Below are 18,755 nucleotides of genomic sequence, written 5' to 3'. Positions count from 1 at the left end.
AGCCCTGGTCCGACCCATCATGTGCTCGACTGGTTTCACCTCGCGATGCGGGTTCAGCACGTCGCTCAAGCGGCCACGAGCTGGCCCGATAAGACGAGGACGGATCGTAACGCCGGTGCCCGCCTCAGCGAGACGATCGAGCGGATCCGATGGCGTCTCTGGCATGGTCAGGTCAAACGGGCTCTGGATCTCATTGCCGAAACCATTGTTACGGTAAAGGTTGCAGCCGAGGATAGGTCGGCGATGGCCACCGCCGCACGCAAGGTGGTGCGCCTTCTCGGCGATCTGGAGACATACGTGTCTGGATAATCCAGCATCATCATCGACTACGCGACAGCCCGCCGCCGAAAAGAACCGATTTCGACGGCGATCACCGAGAGTACGGTGCAATGGCTGCTGCATCGGCGAATGAATGCCCAGCAGCAAATGCGCTGGTCTCCGCGCGGCGCCCATTTGATGCTGAAAGTCCGGACCTCCGTCGTGAACGGCACGCTTAACCGGGATTATGCCGTCGCGGAGCGTTGGGCGCGCCGCCCGTTTCGGAGAGCGGCCTGACCCCCCCACGTTCTGGACGGTCTCATGCGTACCAGGAGGCCGATTGGTTAGTTCCGGCCGGTCAGCTGACGACCGTGTTCCCGAAAACACGATAAGGAACGCGCAAATAGGCTTCGGACGTCTTCCCCTCTTCCATTTCCTCGCGTTCCCAAAAACACAACGGTGCCAAACGGCGGCTAACCGGATGAAGCATCCGGCAGGGCCCGCCGCGAGCGTTCCCAATAGCACGAGCTTCTGAAGGGTTCGGCGCCCCCGCCATGAAGGCCGATTGGCCTCCGGGTCGTTATCGAAAATCACGGGGCCGAACCATGATTTCAGGGGATGCACGTCCCCCGGCCTCCACAACGAGCGGTCCATCGCGCGCGTCGGGGCCCACGGAGTGCGTCGGTTGCTCGCCGCACCCATATGCCAGCTTGCACATATGACCGGGCTCGCCGCAGCGCGCCATGCGCTCCTAAAGCGCACGGGCTGGGATGTCGAGGAGCATGGCGCGTACCCGCCGTGACGAGGCCTAGCTAGCCAACCCGCTCCGCGATCGTGTCCGCCGTTCGGTCATACGGCGAAGGCGCCAGCATCAACCCCAGCGTCCAGCCAAAGTAGAACCGCACATCCACCCAAAAATCGGATGGGCTGTACAATTCGAACTGATCGATGTGATAGAACGCGAGAACCGCGTCGAGCAGCAGCACAAATGCAAACCAGATCGCGGCCACGAGCGCGACGCTGTGCGCACATCGTGCGAAGACACGCTGACGAGGTTCCGTTCTTGCCTGGCGATATCCGAAGCCGAGAATCAGCAAGCACGGAATAGCGGTAGTGATCACGGCCTGCGCTGACCAGGCGAACAGCCATCCGGCAACGCACGGCGAGGCGCCTCCGACGACCCCCATCGGTACTGCAAGCCAACGCTGCCGGGCACTTAGCCAAACGAGCGTTATTGCGAGCGGCACGATGGCCCATTCGATCACCAACATGATCCCGGCCTCGAGCCCGGAATTGGCCGCCGCATGTTCGGCGTTGTGCCCGGAAACGAAGGCGGCGATGGCGTCGTGGAGACAGACCGATGCGAGCGCGAACGCAAGACTCAGGCTTGCGGTGAACAATGCGTTGCGCGGCTTGCTTTCGGCCGACGTCCGATGACGCGTCCAGTGCAGCAGATCGCGGATGCGTTCCATCACGGGCTCAACGAAAAACGCGAGAATGAGTCCGATCAGCAGGGCTGAGAAAAGATCTGCCCAAGTGGGATCGTTCAGTGCGATCCGCAGGCCCTGCCAAATAAATTCTGGCGCCGCTGCGCAAATCGCGATCCATAACGATGACGTGATGGCCGAAGTGCAGGTGGACATCACTTGTGCAAATCGGGGCCGAGGCGATTGTAGAGCCGGCAGGGACATACTGCGCCATCTCATGACGCTGAAGGCGTATCGGCAGCGCTGTCGCGACACAAGTACTGTATTGCGTGCCGACTGATTGCGACGGATGATGTCCCATCCGTGGAAGGCATCGTCACCGGCAAGCACCTTGCTATCGAGAGAAGCGACATTGAATGATTGAAGCAACTTTCCCCCGGGCGAATTAGGCGCGGCCGCGGCGCTGGCCGGCCTGTTGTTGGTGAGCGTCTCGGTCGACGGTCCCGCCCGGTCATCCTTTGAGGCCGGGAAGGCGCTGTTCACGGAGCGTCAAGGGCAGTTGAACCTGTCGTTCAGACAATGCCACGACGTGACCGGGCAGCGTCTGGGCGGAAGCATGAACCTTCAGTCCCATCCCAACGGTTACCCGGCAAGCGTCGGCCCCTCTGGAAGATGGTAGAAGGGGAGGGCTGACGGGCCGGCAGAACGGCGCGGGTAGGCGGTGGGCGAAAGGCGCCTGCTGACGCACAACCAGCATCGACGCCAGGAGGGGAGCGGTTGCGTATCGAACTCGGCATTTGCAATGGGTCGACGTAATGGCGTGACCAGGCCCGGGATTGCCGAGGCGCCCGCGAGACGGGCGATCGGCGGCTCGTTGCGACGAACACTACGGACCAGTCGAGACGAGCCACCCTTTTCACCGCGGCCGTTCCCGATGGCAGCATCGGCGGCACCGCGCTTTCCGTTTCGCCAAATACGCCCAGCGGCACGAACTCTACTGCGTCCGATGAACCGACTGCGGCAACCGCCGCCGCCTTCCAGGCTGAGCGCCAGTCGTACAGTAGGCTTTCCCACATACGGTGCCGCCGCGCCACCAGCTTCACTTTGCCGCCTTCGGCTTCCGCCTCGGCAATCAGCGCAGCCTTCTCTTCGATAGTCCATTTTCGCCGCCGCTCAACCCGGGCAACGATCTCCACATCGGACACAATCGCCTCCTTATGGAGCTACAGAAGGAGTCTCCAGCTACCCCAAGTATCGGCGATCCACGGCCGCCCCGCTACACGGCCAACGCCGGGCGCTTACGCCGGGATGACTGTCGCAGCATTGCCGATTACGTCGGTTGGGCGTTTCTCGCCTCTAGGAACTTTTGGCATGGCGAACGTTCCCTGTCTTGCCGCATTGCAGGCAGATCATTTTCGTCAGCTCAGATTTATCGTCCCCACCGCCGCTGAAGCCCTCAGTCTGTAGGAATCCTACTAATTGCTGGCCTTGAGGCCGTGGGAGAAGGATCGGCCTTTTGCGGGGATCAGCCGAAGTCGAGGTAATCGAAGCGCAGGCCGCTGCGGCCTGGGCCCGAGCCGGTGGAGCGAAGGCGGCCGATCCACAAAAAGGTCGAACCGTTGAGGCCGCGTGCGAAGCGGTAGCGGCGCTGCAGGCGAACACCTTCGCGCGGCAGTTCCTCGAAAAAGATGGTCTGGCCGGGGTAGGCGAGCAGCTCGCCCTGGGGGCCGGTGGCAGCGGTCGGCAGTCTGCCGCGGCGCAGTTGCAACGGGCCGTCGTCCACCGCGACGGGCAGGAACGGAATCCAATAGTCGGGCACCGTTGAACCCAGGCGATAAGCGGGGATGGCCGTGCCGGAAGGCGGCGCTGCAAAAGGCTGCGCGGTGCGCCAGGCAAGCGCGCGGTCTAGCGGCGAACCGGACGGACCTGCGACGATGCGCTCGATTCCCCAGGCCATTTCGGCGGGTTCGTCCCGGAGCAGGACCACGTCTTCGATCGGATCGCTGTCGAGCACGGCAACGCCGCCGGGCGCGAGGACGAGAAGGTTGGCGGCGGCGAGAATGCTGTTTGCGGACGTGATGGTTGGGCCGGTGGCGTCGAGCGAGAAGATCCGCCAGTTGCTCAGGGCGCCGTCCGCCGCGGCGTAGTGGGGGATGGTCGTCACAAGGCCGAACGTGTCGGTGACGGAGAGCGACCCGATCACCGCCTGGCAACCGACCGGGAGTGCAAGCGGTATCTGGAACCAGTCGTTGCCGTATATGAGCGCGAATTCGCGCAGCAGCAGGCGGCCGATGTCGGTCGCCGCGGCGTCGAGGGCACCGATGTCGACGGCGGCGTCTTCAATCTGCCAGAAACGCCGCGCAGGCATGCCGCGAAACGTGACGGGCGCGACGGTCACGCTGCGCGATGAGCTGACCGGCTGGGCGGTGCTGCCGGCGAGCGGCGAAGTGGCGCGATCGAAGCTGTACCAGTCGATGGAACCGCCGTCGTACTCCTGCGCAACGAGACCGTTGGCATCCGCGGCCGCGCCAAGGGCGAAGCTGTACTCCATGCGTGCCGGAGTCCACGAGCTGGGGACCGCGGGTTCGTCAAACAGCGCATCGTACCAGGCGATCCAGGCGGCGGCGATGGGCTTAACGGAAGCCGCATCGGCGGCGGCCAGCGCAGGCTGCGCCGGCAAGGAGCCGGTGGACCCGGTGGGGCCCCCGGCTCCGAGGTCGGCGCGAAGCCGGATGCCGTCAAGCGCACGGCCGGCGACGACGGTGGCGAAGCCGAGCGTGTCGGAATCCGCGTTGGCGGGCGCAGCCAGCGGATATTGCTGCACATACGCGGCGCGCAGGCGAGTGAGATTGGCCGCGTCGAGCAGGCGCAGGAATTGGAGGCCGGATTCCGCGGCCTGGAGGAGATCCCCGGTGGCCTGCTGGGGGCGCACCGGCTCGCGCTCGATCAGCGTCTCGATGGGCGTGTTGGCATCGAGGGACTGTGGTGCGGCAGAGCCGGAGGCGAAGCGGTCAAACGCGGCGGTCGTCCACTGGACCTGCACGGTCAGCGGCGAACTGGCGTCGCGGCCGGCGAACTCGCCAACCTGCCACTGGCGGGCGAGAAGCCAGAGTGGATCGTGCACGCGCGCGGCCAGCCCGCCGGCGAGGCCGCCGGAGCGGGCGCGCGGTTCGATGCGGTTCCAGATCGTCGCGGAGGACATCGGGCGACTCCCTAGTGTGCCGGATCTGAAGTCTGCCGCCTCATGGCGACGGCTTCAGATCGGTCGGCACGCTGAAACAAACAAAATAGTGGTCCGAAACTGGAGACCGCCAGTAACGGCGGGCTTCAGTTTCGGACCACTAGCGAGCTTTCGACACGCCGGTGAAGCGTGCAAGGTTGAAGTCGGTGGACACGGCCTCCGGCGCGGCTGCGCCGGCGTTATAGGCAAAATAAAGGGCCGGCAGGCAATGGCCCAGATTGGTCAGTGCATCGGGATCGACGGCGCGGATTTTCGCCAGGTCGAGTGCTTCGAGGATAGTGCCTTCCAGCGATTCGAGCGTCCATTCGGGAAAGCTGTCCGGGGGCACGGCCAGCAGGATGCTCTGCGGGGCGCGGGCGGTGGGGTCGTCCTGATGGAAGGAAATGCCGGTGATCTGCTGTGGCGTGGGGAGAACGTCCACCCACTCGTCGATGGCGAGGCCGGTGATGGGGGAGCCTGCTGCATAGGCCTGGGTGGCAAAAGCGACCAGTGAGAGCTTGCTGCTGGCGGCGGCGGGGGCGCTCTGTGGCAGCGCCGCCCAGAGGTCACCGGAAGCAAAGGGCAATTGCGCCACCTCGGGCGGCGGCAGGGAGCTGCCGGCGAGGGCCTCGGCGCTGAGCATCGACCGGTAGAAGCGCGCGACGGAGGGCCGGATGCGGGCCAGCCGCTGCAGCCAGGTGAGCGAGGCGAGAGCGTCACCGGATTGCAGGGCGAGCGAGTTGCTCCAGAGTTGGGGCCACTGGGCGGCAAGGGTGGCGTCGAGTGTGGGCAGGACGAGGAAGCTCTGCCCGAAGACGGTGTTGAGGCGGGCAACGTCGAAGTCGCGCTGGGCATCGGTTGAGGCACCGGTGCGGGTGAACCCTGCCGCGAGCGTGTTGAGCGCGGCAATGCGGGCGTTGAGCCCGGTGATGGCGGCGGCGGCCTGGGCCGGCCATTGGCTGGAGTCGAGCGCGGGAACCGCCGTGCCGAGCCCGAGATTGGCGGCGGCGAGCAGGGCGGAATCGAGCCCCGATGAGCCCTGGAGCGGGGCCGAAGCAGCGCGGAGCAGCGCTTCGGCCGCGTCGGCACGGGACTGCAGTTCTGCATTGTCGATGCCGCCGGGCGTGCCGCCAGGAAAGACGAGATCCTGCGGCGTGAGCGCGCGCACCGATGCCAGCAGGCGGTTGAGCAAGACTAGCAGTTGGAGCAGCTCGGTGACCGAGACAATGGTTGCCGGCCAGGCGGAGGCGCGCGTGCCAAGCAGTGCTACGCCTGCTGTGGCGGGGACAGTGGCGGGCCGCGCGGCTGCGCGGAGCAGGCGGGCGGCGAGTTCGCCGCCGATGGCTGAGGCTTCAGGCAGCGCCAGCAGGTCGAGCGGGGCGATGCCGGCATCGGCCATGGAAATGTCGACTGTGGCGAGGACGGCGCTGGTCGAATCAGTGAATGTCGCCTGGGCGCGGATATTTGCGGGGGCGGGCAGGATCGAACTGGCCCAGGCGTTTAGGCGCGGTTCGGCCTGGGCGCGAGGGGTGGCGGCCCAGCCGCTGGCGGCAACGCCGCCGGCGACGGCGAAGAGGCGATGCGTAAAGGCGGTGCCGGCGCGCGGGGTCTCGATCACATCGAGCTCGGGTGGCGGGGCGTCGCCCCGGGCGATCGCATCCAGCGTGGCACCGCCGCGCACGGGATTGCCGCGCAGCAACTGATGGACGCTTTCAGCCAGGGTGAGGTCAGCTGTTGCGTCGATCGCATCCGTGAGGGTTTGCAGGGCCTGGGTCAGCTTGCCGCGGGTGGCGGCATCGGAGGGAAGGCCCATGCCCGTGGCCAGCGTGCCGTTGGGGAAAATGGCGGCGAGCAGCGCCAGGCCGTCGACAACATTGTTAGCGGGGACGGATTCGGCGGTGGTCGTCGACGTGTCCGGCGTGTCGTTCAACGGGGCGATGGTGCGGAGCGGCTGGATCAGCGTTTCCAGGCCGGCGTCGTGCAGGCTGCGCTCCAGCCGGTAGCCGAGCAGGGCTCCGAGCGGCTGACCCTGGCGCACGCCGTCGAGCAGGCTCAGTCCCAGGCGGACGCGAGATGAGGTGAGCGTGATTTCCAGGGGGGACTGCGGGCCGGTCGCCGCGGGTTTGTGAGTGAGATAGGCGGAGCGCAGGACGGCAGCGGTGGTGGCATGGGCCAGCGATGGCGCGTGAATATAGCCGGATGAGGCCACCGCGGCTTGCGGGCGGACATTTTCTACCCAGCCATAGGCCCCCAGGATGACGCCGGCGGTGGGGGCGGTGGTGCGGAGCTGGTCGAGCCGGTAATGGGCCATCGAGGTGAACCAGGCGTCCAGCCGGTAGGAGGCGAGGTCCATCGCCTCACGGGTGGTGGCGTCAAGCACCTCGGCGGAGAGGGTCGAAAGCGTCGTAAAGGCGCTCCAGAAGCCGGAAAAACCGGGAATGGTGGGATCGGTTCGGGAACTGTCGAGCAGCGTGCCGACCGCGCCCTTGCTGGGGATGGGCCGGCCCAGAATATCCCACGGGGTTGGGCGGGCGACGCCGACGGAAAGGCCGATCAGCTCGGGCTCGATGCGCTCGCTGGGCTGGATTGCATTCTGCTGGGCGAGGAGTTCGGCGGCGGTATCGACATACTGGCGCAGCGCGGCGTGGCGCAGCAGCAGAAGCAGCAGCGGCACGGGTTGCGCGGGCAGAATGTAGTTGCGCAGGTCCTGCCAGCCGTGTGTCCCCAACAGATGGGCGACATAGTCGGGCTTACCAACGCCGTCGGGCGGCGCGGGCGCGACGACATCGTCGGTCAGCCGGCGCAGTTGAGAGACGAACGCGGTGATGGCAAGCCGTGTGGAAGCCACAGCGGTCGCGATGGGTCCGGCTTCGGCGACGACTTTCTCGCTCAGGTTGGACCACCAGGTTGCGCCAGGGTCTTTCTGGAGAAAGCGCCAGTAGGTCAGGTTGTATTCCGGACCGATGGCCGAACGCGCCGAATAGGCGACCGAGCGCGGCTCCATGCCCAGGACGCTGACCAGCGCCGCTTCCGGGTCGGCTGCCCCTGGAACTTTCGGGACGTTGGCGACGGAACTTTCCCAGGTGGTGCGCAGATTCGCGAGCAGGCTCATCAGCGGGGTGTCGAGCGCGCGGTTTTCGAGCTCCTTCCACTGCGCGTTCCACATCACCGGCAGCACGCCGTAGGGCTGGGTGCCGACGCGCAGGATGGGGAAGTGGCCGCGCGCTCGAACATGCGTGGAAAAGTGATCGCGGGCCAGCGGCAGCAGCACGTCCGGTGTGGGAATCGAGCCGCTGACGATCTGTTCGAGGTAATAGCCAAGCGTCGCCGGCCACAGGACGGTGTTCATCGCCGCGGCGTGTTCGTCTTGCCCGCCGTTCGCGCCGCTGATGTGGGCCAGAAGCGCCGGGTCAAAGCCGATGCCGCGGGCAAGCCGGTCGCCGTCGGCAGTCGGCCGCGCCGGGCACAGCGCCGGCCCCTGTTCGAGCGCATAGAGCCTTGCGTAGTTGGGGTCGTGCGAGTTCAGCGTGGAGGACGTGTCGTCGGTGTTGTTGGTGGGCGCGCCGTGGGGGAGCAGCTCCAGCCCGTCAGTGTAATGGTGGGCCTGAAGCACCTCGCCAAAACGCTGGACGCTTTCTTTCGGCGTGATTTGCGTGTTCAGGCCGAAAACCGCGATGCGGTCGAAGCCCGGCACTACGCCCAGCGTCGGGGTTATCGTGATGCGAAAGCCCATGCCGGCCGCGACCGCGCGGTCGAAGTTCGTAAGCCAGGCCATCCCGGTGTCGGTGGCCGGGCCGGGGCCGTTAGGATCCGGGCCGAGCGCCAGCGAGTCGGGAATGGCCGGGCCGACGGCGAGCAGATGGCCGATGGTGCCGATATAGCCCATCACCAGCCAGCGCTCGGGAAGCAGGTTGGTGGAGGGCGCCGTGGTCCATGAACCGGGCTTGGTTCCCGATTGGGCATCGGCGCGGGCGATCCATGCGGCGCGGGCCGGGCCGAACTGCTGGGCAAGTGCGGTGAAGCCGTCCTGCGCAGCCTGGCCGCCATTGGCGGCGGCGGCCAGGAAAGCGGCCCGGGCGGAAGTTTCCTCGGCGGTCAACTCGGGTTCGAAGCTGTTGACGTGGACGTCGTCGGGGAAGATCCGAATCCACAATTCGGTGTCGTTGTTCTGATAGCGGGTTTCGATGCGCATCGGCAGCAGCAGCAGCGGCACCGAGGACGGCGGCGGATGGAGGAATTTGCTGGTCGAGGGCAGCGCCGGACCGTCGGGGATGGCGGCCAGGTCGGCGGCGGCGATGGCCAGCGCGGTGGACGGGTCGTGGCCCGAGTCGCGCAGGGTGGTAGCATCGGGAACGGCGGATTTGAGGCCGCCCTTGAGGAGATAGGCGTAGGTGGCGGGTGCGCCCTGGTAGACCGTGCCGTCGGCGCGCGAGGGAAAGTCTGGCCCGGAAGGAATAATGGCGGCGACGGCAGTGGTGATGGGTTTCGGTTGGCCGTAAAGCGTTGCCAGTAAGCTGAGCGTCTGGGTGTCGTAGATGCGCCGCTTCTGGCCGCCCTGGATGAGATACGACAAGGTTTGTCCGAAGGCCGTGGGCGCTGCTATCGAGAGAAGCGTGTTGTCGGGGTATGGAGGCGGAACCGTCGTGCTCATGCCTGCTCCTCCGCCACCAGCGCGGTGGCGTGCATGGCGATGCGCAAGGGGCGGCGCATCAGGATGAAGGCCATCGCGCTTGAATCGTCGCTCCAGGCGACGGATTCGGTGGAAGTGAACGATGGCGGCGTCGCCGGGTCCAGGAAGTTGCCGGTCAGCGTCACATGGTCCCAGCCGAGGTCGTTCCAGACGGGATTCTCCGGCGGAAGGCTCCCTGCCGGCTCAAGCCCGAAGCGCGGCTCTGTCAGGTGTTCTTCGATGACAAAATAGGTGCCCGGCCGGTTGGCGGCGGGGTCGCTTAAGCCGAAAGGATCGTCGATATCGAAGCCGAAGAAGCGGCAATCGTCCCCGATCTGTCCCTGAAAGACGGGCCACTGGCGCGTCGTGCTCATCATCCGGGTGGTTCCGCTCCACACGGCAGGGCAAGCGGAGACGAGCGCGTTGGGATAGCGGCGGAACAAGTCCGAGCGCACCAGCAGGGCGAGGCGGCCGGAGGCGGTGTGATCCTGGGTGTGGTCCCCGAGATTTCCGGCGGGATCGAACTCAGCTATGGCCGGGATGTCGGCGGTGCCGTCGGCCCAGAAGCACTGGAACCAAGTGGCGTTGCGCTGGGCGGGGAATTGCCGCCACAGTAGCTCGCGGGCGAAATCCTCGTTGAGACCGACCATATAGGCCTCAACGAAGGCGGGGTTGGTCTTGAGCAGGACGGCGCTGTCGGCGGGGATGGCGGAAATGCCCGGCAGCATCCATTCGGGAGAGAGAGCGGCAAGCGCTTCGTACATGGCCTGGGGAAAACCAGGGGCGGCGGTGAGCGGCTGCAGCGGGTCCGAACCCGAACCGAGTGGCACCCGCACGCCTATGCGGGCCTTGATGGCCAGCGCCGGATCGAGCCGCGCCGCCAGCGCGGCGCGTGTCGTGGCCAATGCGGACGTGCCGCCGAGCGAGGGCGGATCGGTGGCCGGCGCATCGCCGGTGCCGATGTAAGCGTTGACGGATGCGGCAGAGGCGCTAAACGCGCCCTGCAGGACCTGGAGATCGGCTGCGTTTGAGGGGAAGACGAAGGGCGCGGGCATGGTCGCTGCGCCGCTTTGCAGGATGGCGGGAATGCTGGCGTCGTTCCGCCAGTTCACGATCGGCGGCGCGACGGCGCCGACCGGCGCCACGGGGCCGACTGGCACGATGGGTCCGACTGGCGGGATGGGCGCGATCGGTTTAACCGGCTCGATCGGAGAGACAGGCGCTACCGGCTCCACGGGCTTGATATCTATAGCCAGCGGCGCCTTGGCCGCCTCTGTTTCGGTCTCGGCTTTGGTCGTCGCGGTGGCCGTCGTACTCACTGCTACTGTTCTCAGCCATCCCGGTGCGGAGGTCAGCAGCGTGGCAGTCATGCCCGCCACCTGGAAAGCGGGCGAGACGGAATCGAGCGCGACCATGCCGGCAGGCGGTTTGACCGGGCCGGCGGCGACGATTGCGCTCGGGCCGGTGGCTGGAGGCGTGCTGGCGGGGACAATGTTCAGGCGGTCGACGATCTGCTGCGGGGCGGCAGGCGCGGCGGCAGCCAGTTGGCGGCCGATCGGCCCCCGCGGCCGCGCCAGGCGGCGCATCGCCGCCAATACGGCGGTATCCGGAATGCGGCTCGCGGCGACATGACCGGCAAGCGTCAGCGCCGATCCGGAAAGCGTCACGTTGACGCGCCGATGCGTGGGGCTGGTGATCTGGAGATAGATGCCGTCGCCGGCCACCGTCTGCAGGTGGCGGCGGCTGAGAGAACCGGCAACCGCGCGGGCCAGCTGTGACTGCCGCAGAAGCTGGTTGGCTTTTCGGATCTCCCCGATCTGGGCCCAGGCCGCGGCAACCATGGCGTCGGCGCCGGCCTGGACGACCTGGCCGCCGAGCGCGGCGGCGGTGCGGTTGCGGGGATCGAGGTTCAGCTCTCCGAACCACAGCGGCGAGGCGCTGTCGGCGGGCAGCGCCGCACCGGACTGGGTGCGGCCATAGAGCGGCGGCGTGACGACCGGGTCGGCGGCGGCCGGAGGCGAGAGCACGGCGCGGAGCTGGGCTTCATAGGCTGCCTGTGCGCCGGCGGGCCATGGCGTATCGGCCGTGTTGAAGGAGCGCAGTGCACCTTCCAAGCCCAGCGTAACGCCCGGTGCGGCTGCCGCGCCGAAGCCCGGCTGACTGAAGTCCGTTGAGCGGGTGCCGATGACAACCGGCGACGTGGGCGGGCCGATTTTGCGGGCCAGCGAGGCAAAGTCGCCATTGGCCTCGGTCTGGAAGCGGAAGCTGAAATAAACCGGCAGGGTGAACGGCGCGGTAACGGTCTTCGTCCACGCCAGGGCGAGGTCGGCGTCGTCCACCGTCAGGCCGAGGCCGGCATTCACGCCGGCGTGGTAAGTGGGCACGACGCAAGCGAGGTAATGCTGGTTGGCGACAAGCGCGCGCGGCGAGACGAGCCGGGACAGGGTGGCGCCACTATCGCCGCTCAGGGCCGCCGTCGAAAGGTCTGAGCCGGCGATCTGAACATGAACCCAGGCATCCGCCTGAGTGAGGTCGGGCAGTTCGGCGGCGGGATCGAGCGGCGAATCGATGCGCAGCAGCGAGGGCCCGCCAGCTTGCGGGGTTAGGGTGACGCCGTCTCCCTCGGGGATCACGATCAGGCTGATCCATGGTTGCAGGCGGCTGCCGTTGACGCCAACCGGGGTATAGAGCCACGGCAGGTCCGGCGTGGCCAGTTCGACGATGGCCAGATAGTTGGGCTCGAAGTTGTCGGTGCCGTCCATCGGATCGGTGCGGATGAAGGCACGGGCATCCATGGTCTTGACATCGCCGGGGCCGGGCAGCCGAACGTTGGGCGGCGCCGGAACCGGGGCTCCATTCACCGCCACGGAAACCGGAACGGTGGCGTAGTTGACCGCGGGCGTGCCGGAAATCCGCGAAGCGATGCCGCGGCGGACCCAGGGCAGCAGCGAATAGGCCTGGGTGGTGTCTGCGCTCGCCATTATGCCGCCTCCACCAATTCATGGGTGCCGACGATCTGGAGTCCGGCGCGCTGAGCTGGGGCGAGGGATAGCAACGCCGCCGCCGCATCGCGATAAGTCGGGCCGGTGGCCGCCGGAGCGGCCGAGGTGGCGAGATCGGCCATGCCGGCAAGGGCGAAGGCCGGCTCCAGCACTTTGATGGGATTGCCTGGTGCGGCATAGCGCAGGCTGCCGGAGCGGCTGATGGCCTTGCGGGCCGCGGCCCCGCCGCCCATGACGAAGTGCAAGCCGGACCACGGGAAGGGCTGCGATGGCTGCACCGTATCCTTGTCCACGGGAACTTCGCCGGGCGTATCGATATAGAGGGTTTCGTAGTCGATGCTTTTGGCGCGCGCGGCGGCGCTGGCGAGGAAGTTGCCGGTGATCACGGCGCCGGCGTCGTGGCGTTCGAAGGAGGGTCCCGCGAGCTTGTCGGTGTCGCTGAGGTCGAAGAACTGTGCCGGCGCGAAGTCGTCCTGCACGGCGCTGTAGGTGGTCGCTTCTCCGCCCACGGTAAAGCCGGTGATGGAAAACTCGCTCGCGCCCGAAGGCACTGCCTGGCCGAAGCGGGTGATCGCGAGATCGAGCGGCACGACTTGCTCGTGCACCTCCAGCATGGCCAGCGGATGCGCGAAGATCGCGTTCGGATCGCTAACTTGGCGAGTGGATGTGAGCGCGGCGAGGCCGGGGGGAAGCTGCGAGTTCCAGTTGCGCGGATCGGCCAGCGCGGCATTGAGCAGCGCGCCCACGTCGATCGTCAAAACCGGCTGGGACGGTGCGTCCAGCCCCCAGGATGCCGAGAAGGAGACGCCGATATCCCAGAAGATGACGTGGATCTTGAAGCTCCCGGCGATGTGCCAGGGGGCAGGTCCGGTGAGCGTGGCGTCGAGCGAGACGGAGGCCAGATCGTCCCCGCCGACAGTGACCGCCACCGCACCGGAGATGTCTGCCGAGAACTGGAACGGATCGAGCTGCAGCAGCGCGTCGAAGCCGAGATGGCCGGAAATGCCGCAGCCGGAGACGCCGATAAAGACGTCAAGCGTGGCGCCGAATTGCAGCGAGTTCGACGTGATCGCCAGATAGGCGGCCAGGCGCAGCTTGCTGACAACGCCCGAAGGCATGCTGATCGTTACGCGGTTGAGGGAGGGGAATCCCGCGGGCGGTGTGAACTGCGGGTGGAAGCCGCCGATCGCCAGCAGGAATTCCCGCTGAGAGGCCCAGTCACTGCGCAGTGCCATGTCCCCGGTGATGACGAAGGAGATGAGTTTGGAATCGAAGAGGCTGGCGTCGAGCGAAAGCTCGTCCTGCGTGAGATCGAGTACGCCCAGCGCGTCCATGTTGAGATGAACGAGTGCGCTGGAGGGCGTCGGCAGCTTGGCTTCGATCTTGGCCAGTAGGATGATTTCGATCGGCTCGGGAAGTTCCACGACAACCGCAACCGAGGCGGTGAGAACCGTCGGCGTACCCCATCCGATTAGCGCCATCGGGCCGAACAGGAAACGCCCGGGGGCGGTGGGGAACAGCGCGTCGAGTGCGCTGAGCACCTGAGTGGCATTGCCGATGGCGGCAGTCGGAAAGAGAATGGAGGAGACCTTGCCACTCTTCACCGCGGCGCGCAGCGCATCCAGCGATGCAGTGCGGTTAACCGCCAGCAGGCCGCCGACGCCATCGAGCGTGAACCCCCAGCCGAGCTGCACGGGCGGAAAGTCGGCGTCGATGAGTGCGATGAGCGAATAGCCGTCGGCGCCTGCCACTTGGGTGGTGATCAGGCCGAACGCCTGCAGGGCCAGATCGTTGAACTTGAGCTGCAGGACACCGCTGTACTGATCGTTCGCATGGGCCAGGAAGCCGCCGCCGCTGACTCCCGCCGCGTCGATGCTGAGGCCGACGCCGGAGGGCGGCAGGAAGCCGAAGGACAGGTCCGCATTGCCGAGATTCCCGGGCGGGGCGCCATTTTCCGGAACCGACAGGCGAAGCGTTGCTCCGAGGCCCGAGACGGCTGCGGCAATCGGGCCGATCGATACGCTAAGCGCGACCGTGGCATCGAGTTCGAAGCTATTGCCCGCGCCTGCGCCGAGGGAGATGCTGATCGATTGCAGTTGGATGGCGTCGCCGATCGATTGCATCACTGGCAGCGTAACCTGCAGCCGAGGATTGCCGCTGACGGAGAAGCCCGATTTGAATGAATATTTGAAGATGAGCGAGAGCGGGCTGCGCGAAGGCTGGGAGCCGACGGCGCCCTTCACGAAGCCGTCGCCTTCGCTCAGGTCGATGACAAGCGCGGCGGTATCCAAACCCACTTCTGCCTGGATGTCGATGTCGCCATTGAGCTGGCCGGAAAAGCCGAAAGCCGCGTGGGCGGCGGAGATTTCCAGGCGGCTGGAGTCGGCGGCGCCGATGGCGATCCAGGGCGAGGCCGCCGCGCTCTTCGCATCCAGCCGCACCGTGGTATCGACCGATGAATCACCCGTGGAGGCCTTGAGCGCGGCCTGGCTCGGGTGAATTTCCGCTCGTACCGGCCGGGTGAGGAAGTCGCCGGCGAGCGTCAGCGTGATGGTGTCGGTAATGGCGATGGTGTCACTGGCCTGCCCGGTGATGACTGGCATGATCGCCAGCCCGTCCGGAGCGGCATCGGCGGTCGCGGTTGGCGGAATCGGCAGGAAGAGCAGCGCGAGCTTGGTATTGGCCGCGGCGGAACCGGATGTGACCGAAGCTTGGAGCGAGGGGGGAGAGAGGAGGAGATTGGTGGTACCGGCGGCGCTCGAAGAGTCATGGGAATAGTATTGATCGACTAGAGTGGAATCCGCCGGGTAAAGTCCCGCATTCCCGCCGAAGCCCCGGATGAGAATCCCCAGGCTGCGCAGGAAGGCATCAGCGGCGAAATCCGTGCCCCAGCCATAATTCTTCTCGAAGCTGGCGAGCGGTTGGTCGGTGAACTGCCCGAGCAGCCCCCAGTTGACCAGCCGCTGGACATATTCGGCGCGTCCGGTGATGCTGTCGGCGGGCACCCGCCGCTCGTTCAGCACGCCGCCGAAATGCAGCAGCGCGAAGGTGGGCGCGCTCTGCTGCGCCAGCGCATAATAGACCAGGAAGTCGAGCAGCTCTTCGGGAAAGCTGGAGGCAAAGGCGGCGGCCGCGCCGCTGGTGGCGATGCGACGGATCACATTGCCGGCGGAGACGAGATCGGCGGCCAATTGCGCCAGGCTCATGGAGGAAGGATCAGCCGCAAGCGTGGAGAGACCCCCCAGCGATCCGGTGACGCTGGTCAGATCGTTACTTCCTAGCGTCCAGCCGAACCCGCCGAGGAAAGAGGCAAAGGCCTGCGGGGAGGCAACCGCTTCCTTCAGCGGTTCCAGCGCACTGGCGAAGCCGGCGAGAAGCTGCTTGAGGAAGCTGTCGGAACTCATGGCGAGGTTACCGCCGGCAGGGGGGCGGGTTCCATCAGCCCGTTCCAGTGCTTCTGCAATTCATCATGAATGGCGTTGATTTGCTGCTGGTCATAGTAGCGCAAATCGGAAGCGACGGGATCCGTGAGGTTCCAGGTGCCGCCGTCGCCCCAGTCCGCATCAGGATCGGGGCCCGCATACAGAAATTGTCCAGCAATTTTTGGATCTGGATTTTTGGTGACAATCGAGCAGACGTTCCCGCCCCCCTCAAAGAGCCCCTGTTCGTTTGTATATTGCCATCGATTGACGTGATACCATGGCCAGCGGGGGGGAAGACTGCCAGTCGCTTGCGCAGATACCGGTTGCCAGAAATGGCTCACGATGCCCTGGCTATATAGCTGCTCCATGATCCCGCCGTTGCTATAAACACCGATTAAGTAATAAAATCCCGTCTGGTTTGCGTAATCATCCCGTGCCGCCTTAATTTTCTCGAAATAGGTTAATATCCAGTCGGGATGCACCGCAGTTGGATCGAAGTTGTCGAGGGCAAAGTAAACCGGTGTCTGCGGCGGTTGGGTTAGGATGTTTCCGCAATAGGTGAATGCCTCTTTTCCATCGAGTGTTCCAGTATCCAGTTGGGGATCATAATAATCTATCGTTTGATTCGAAGGATATATTTGAGATGGTGTGTTGAGACGTGTGCTTTCCCAAACAGTGAAAACCGAGAAGTTCTTCTGAGAATACGTCAAGACTTCTGAAAGTGTCGGTGACTTTTTTGAGGTTCCTGCTGATCTTAAATAACGGCCAATCACCTTTACCAAGCTTCCGGGGACAAAAAAGTGGCCTTTGATGACGCCAATATCACTTTTATTGCCGTAACCGTAACCGTTGTCTCCCATACTTGGCATCTTTGTTGTCTGTAGGCACGTTATCTTGGAAATGACGGGATCTTCATGCGAGAAGCCCAGATTCACGATCGACGCCACATTCGGCTGCCACTTGTTCGCCGTTAGCATGGACTTCGTGGGGTCTTTCTGGGGATCGGGGTTGATGGCATCCACGAACATGGGGAAACTGGGCGGTTGAGCGGTGTCGGTTGCCAGCCTGATGCCGTTGTTCAATCGCCAGAGCATCGGCATCGTTGGCTGATCGAACGAATTCCAGTTGAGCACCGGGTTCGGTGCTACGGCGCCGGCGGCCCCAACGGAGGTATCCGCCCAGAAGGCGTGACATGTTTTGTTGAGTCCCAGTCGGGACGTGTCATTGAGCGCGGCGGTGACGCGCGTGTCGGGCTGAAGCAGACCTTTGGCGCCCGCTGTGTAGCTGCACAAAATGCAAGCCTGGAACTGCTGCCCCAGGTTCGGGATGCCCGGTATTGCCGAGGACGAAATAAGTGAAAATGTTTGTGTGTTTACGAAATTACTCCACCCGGCCCAGTAGTCCGGCGTGAAATTCACGGAGGGATCAGGATCGACGGCAAGCCAGATTTTCGTGGGGCTCGGAGGGAAGGGAAAGCTAAGTTCACCTGAATTAATGCAGGCGAGTATTCTGTTGCAAATAGCCTGTGCATCGATCCGACCGAAGAGGAAACCCCGCTGACCTGTCTGCTGCTGGCCGGCATGTTGAGGGGCCTGTATTGGGGCGATCAGGTTGACGGTGAGTTGCAGGTTCTCGGGCTGGTTCGGGCTGAGAGCGGTCGTTACGAGCGGATTATAGTAGGCTATGAAAGCCGGGTCGGTAATAGCTTGGAAATTAGGCGCCTGGGATGCATTCGTGTGCTCGGCATGCCCCCAGATGAAGTCGCCGCCGAGAAAATTGCGGCCCGCAAACGCAGGATCGCCGCCCGATACCACTCCGTTCGTCAGCGTCCCGCCGTTCCACTGCTTGAAGTAGCCCAGGTAGTCGATCGGTGGCGGTTGCGCTGGATGAATGAGCAGCAGATCGAGGCGCGTTTGGAAGGTGTCGATGCCGAATGCCATCAGCGAAGGCTCCCGCAGGCCATTACCGTAGTATTGCTCCCAAAGCCGGCCGTTGCAAATCCTCGTTTTCGTTTGTTCACTGTTTGGCCTGGGTAACGGGCGGAGACCGTCCAGAAGGTGGGGGGGTCAAGCCGCTCTCCGAAACGGGCGACGGGCCCAACGCTCCGCGCCGGCATAATCCCGGTTAAGCGTGCCGTTCACGACGGAGGTTCGGACTTTCAGCATCAAATGAGCGCCCGCGAAGACCAGCGCATTTGCTGCTGATGTCGCAGACAGCTTCGATCATAGCGTCCCCGATCAGGTTATGTGGTGGATCGATACAGCCGAAGTGGCTTGCTATTCTCCGTCGCGATAACCTGCTTTGCCCGCAGGTCCAGTTGGATCCCCATCACCCACCACCCGGCCTTGAAGCCATCCGGCAAGACCTCGCCTGAGACGAGCGGCCGAACGGCCTCTCGGAGTTCCACCAGGGTCAGGCCGGGAGGCTGTGATGGCAAGACGGACAGGACCGCCTCGAGGACGGCATTGTATTTGGCGGCTTCGACCCTCACCACGCGGCCAGGGTGATTGACGTTTTCCATTCCGATCTTCTCGGGGACAGCCATCACCACACCACCTTCGGTTTGCGAAAGGTTCTGTCGCAAACTTCGATCGCGGACGGGACCGTCGCACAGATAAGACGTGCCTTATCCCGCCAACGAATAGAATTGGTGGGCCGGACACAACTCGCCTATTGGCAGCAGCTGACCCTTCCGGATCATGTGCATCAGTTCGACGCCGGCAAGCGTTACCGTGGCTGACCGGAAGGACTTGAACC

8 protein-coding genes and 2 pseudogenes are annotated in these 18,755 nt (G+C 65.0%); 1 reads left to right on the top strand and 9 read right to left on the bottom strand.

Annotated elements, in window-relative coordinates:
• Positions 1-309, top strand: a pseudogene (locus tag GSQ89_RS40320) (ISKra4 family transposase); the annotation flags it as partial.
• A 761-nt stretch (positions 310-1,070) separates the two neighbouring features.
• On the opposite strand, the gene GSQ89_RS29440 reads toward GSQ89_RS40320, so the two are convergent.
• The 9 genes and pseudogenes from GSQ89_RS29440 to GSQ89_RS39505 form a co-directional block, all read right to left on the bottom strand.
• Positions 1,071-1,901: a hypothetical protein gene (locus tag GSQ89_RS29440; protein WP_158931678.1), complete on the bottom strand. Its 831-nt coding sequence runs from the start codon at positions 1,899-1,901 to the stop codon at positions 1,071-1,073.
• A gap of 356 nt (positions 1,902-2,257) precedes the next feature.
• A complete protein-coding gene (locus GSQ89_RS40315) occupies positions 2,258-2,881 on the bottom strand; it encodes a transposase (RefSeq protein WP_371734307.1) in 624 nt (207 codons plus the stop codon).
• 329 nt (positions 2,882-3,210) lie between these two features.
• Positions 3,211-4,887 (bottom strand): hypothetical protein, encoded by a 1,677-nt coding sequence (locus GSQ89_RS29430; RefSeq protein ID WP_158931676.1) that lies wholly within the window; start codon positions 4,885-4,887, stop codon positions 3,211-3,213.
• Between the two features lie 139 nt (positions 4,888-5,026).
• Positions 5,027-9,556, bottom strand: coding sequence for a hypothetical protein (locus GSQ89_RS29425; RefSeq protein WP_158931675.1), 4,530 nt, complete (start codon positions 9,554-9,556; stop codon positions 5,027-5,029).
• Complete coding sequence (locus GSQ89_RS29420) at positions 9,553-12,555, bottom strand: hypothetical protein (protein WP_158931674.1); 3,003 nt, start codon at positions 12,553-12,555, stop codon at positions 9,553-9,555. Before GSQ89_RS29420 ends, GSQ89_RS29425 begins: the two co-directional genes overlap by 4 nt.
• A complete protein-coding gene (locus GSQ89_RS29415; RefSeq protein WP_158931673.1) occupies positions 12,555-15,980 on the bottom strand; it encodes a DUF6603 domain-containing protein in 3,426 nt (1,141 codons plus the stop codon). The genes GSQ89_RS29420 and GSQ89_RS29415 overlap by 1 nt, the downstream gene beginning before the upstream one ends.
• Positions 15,977-17,938, bottom strand: coding sequence for a glycoside hydrolase domain-containing protein (locus GSQ89_RS29410; protein WP_158931672.1), 1,962 nt, complete (start codon positions 17,936-17,938; stop codon positions 15,977-15,979). The genes GSQ89_RS29415 and GSQ89_RS29410 overlap by 4 nt, the downstream gene beginning before the upstream one ends.
• A gap of 302 nt (positions 17,939-18,240) precedes the next feature.
• Positions 18,241-18,543 carry a DUF6958 family protein gene (locus GSQ89_RS29405; RefSeq protein ID WP_158931671.1) on the bottom strand — a complete coding sequence of 101 codons (303 nt, stop codon included), beginning with the start codon at positions 18,541-18,543 and terminating at the stop codon, positions 18,241-18,243.
• 81 nt (positions 18,544-18,624) lie between these two features.
• Positions 18,625-18,755, bottom strand: a pseudogene (locus tag GSQ89_RS39505) (IS6 family transposase); the annotation flags it as partial.

It is taken from the genome of Acidisphaera sp. S103, assembly GCF_009765975.1.
In the GTDB taxonomy this organism is placed as follows: domain Bacteria; phylum Pseudomonadota; class Alphaproteobacteria; order Acetobacterales; family Acetobacteraceae; genus Rhodopila.
This window is presented reverse-complemented; position numbering and strand designations above follow the sequence as displayed.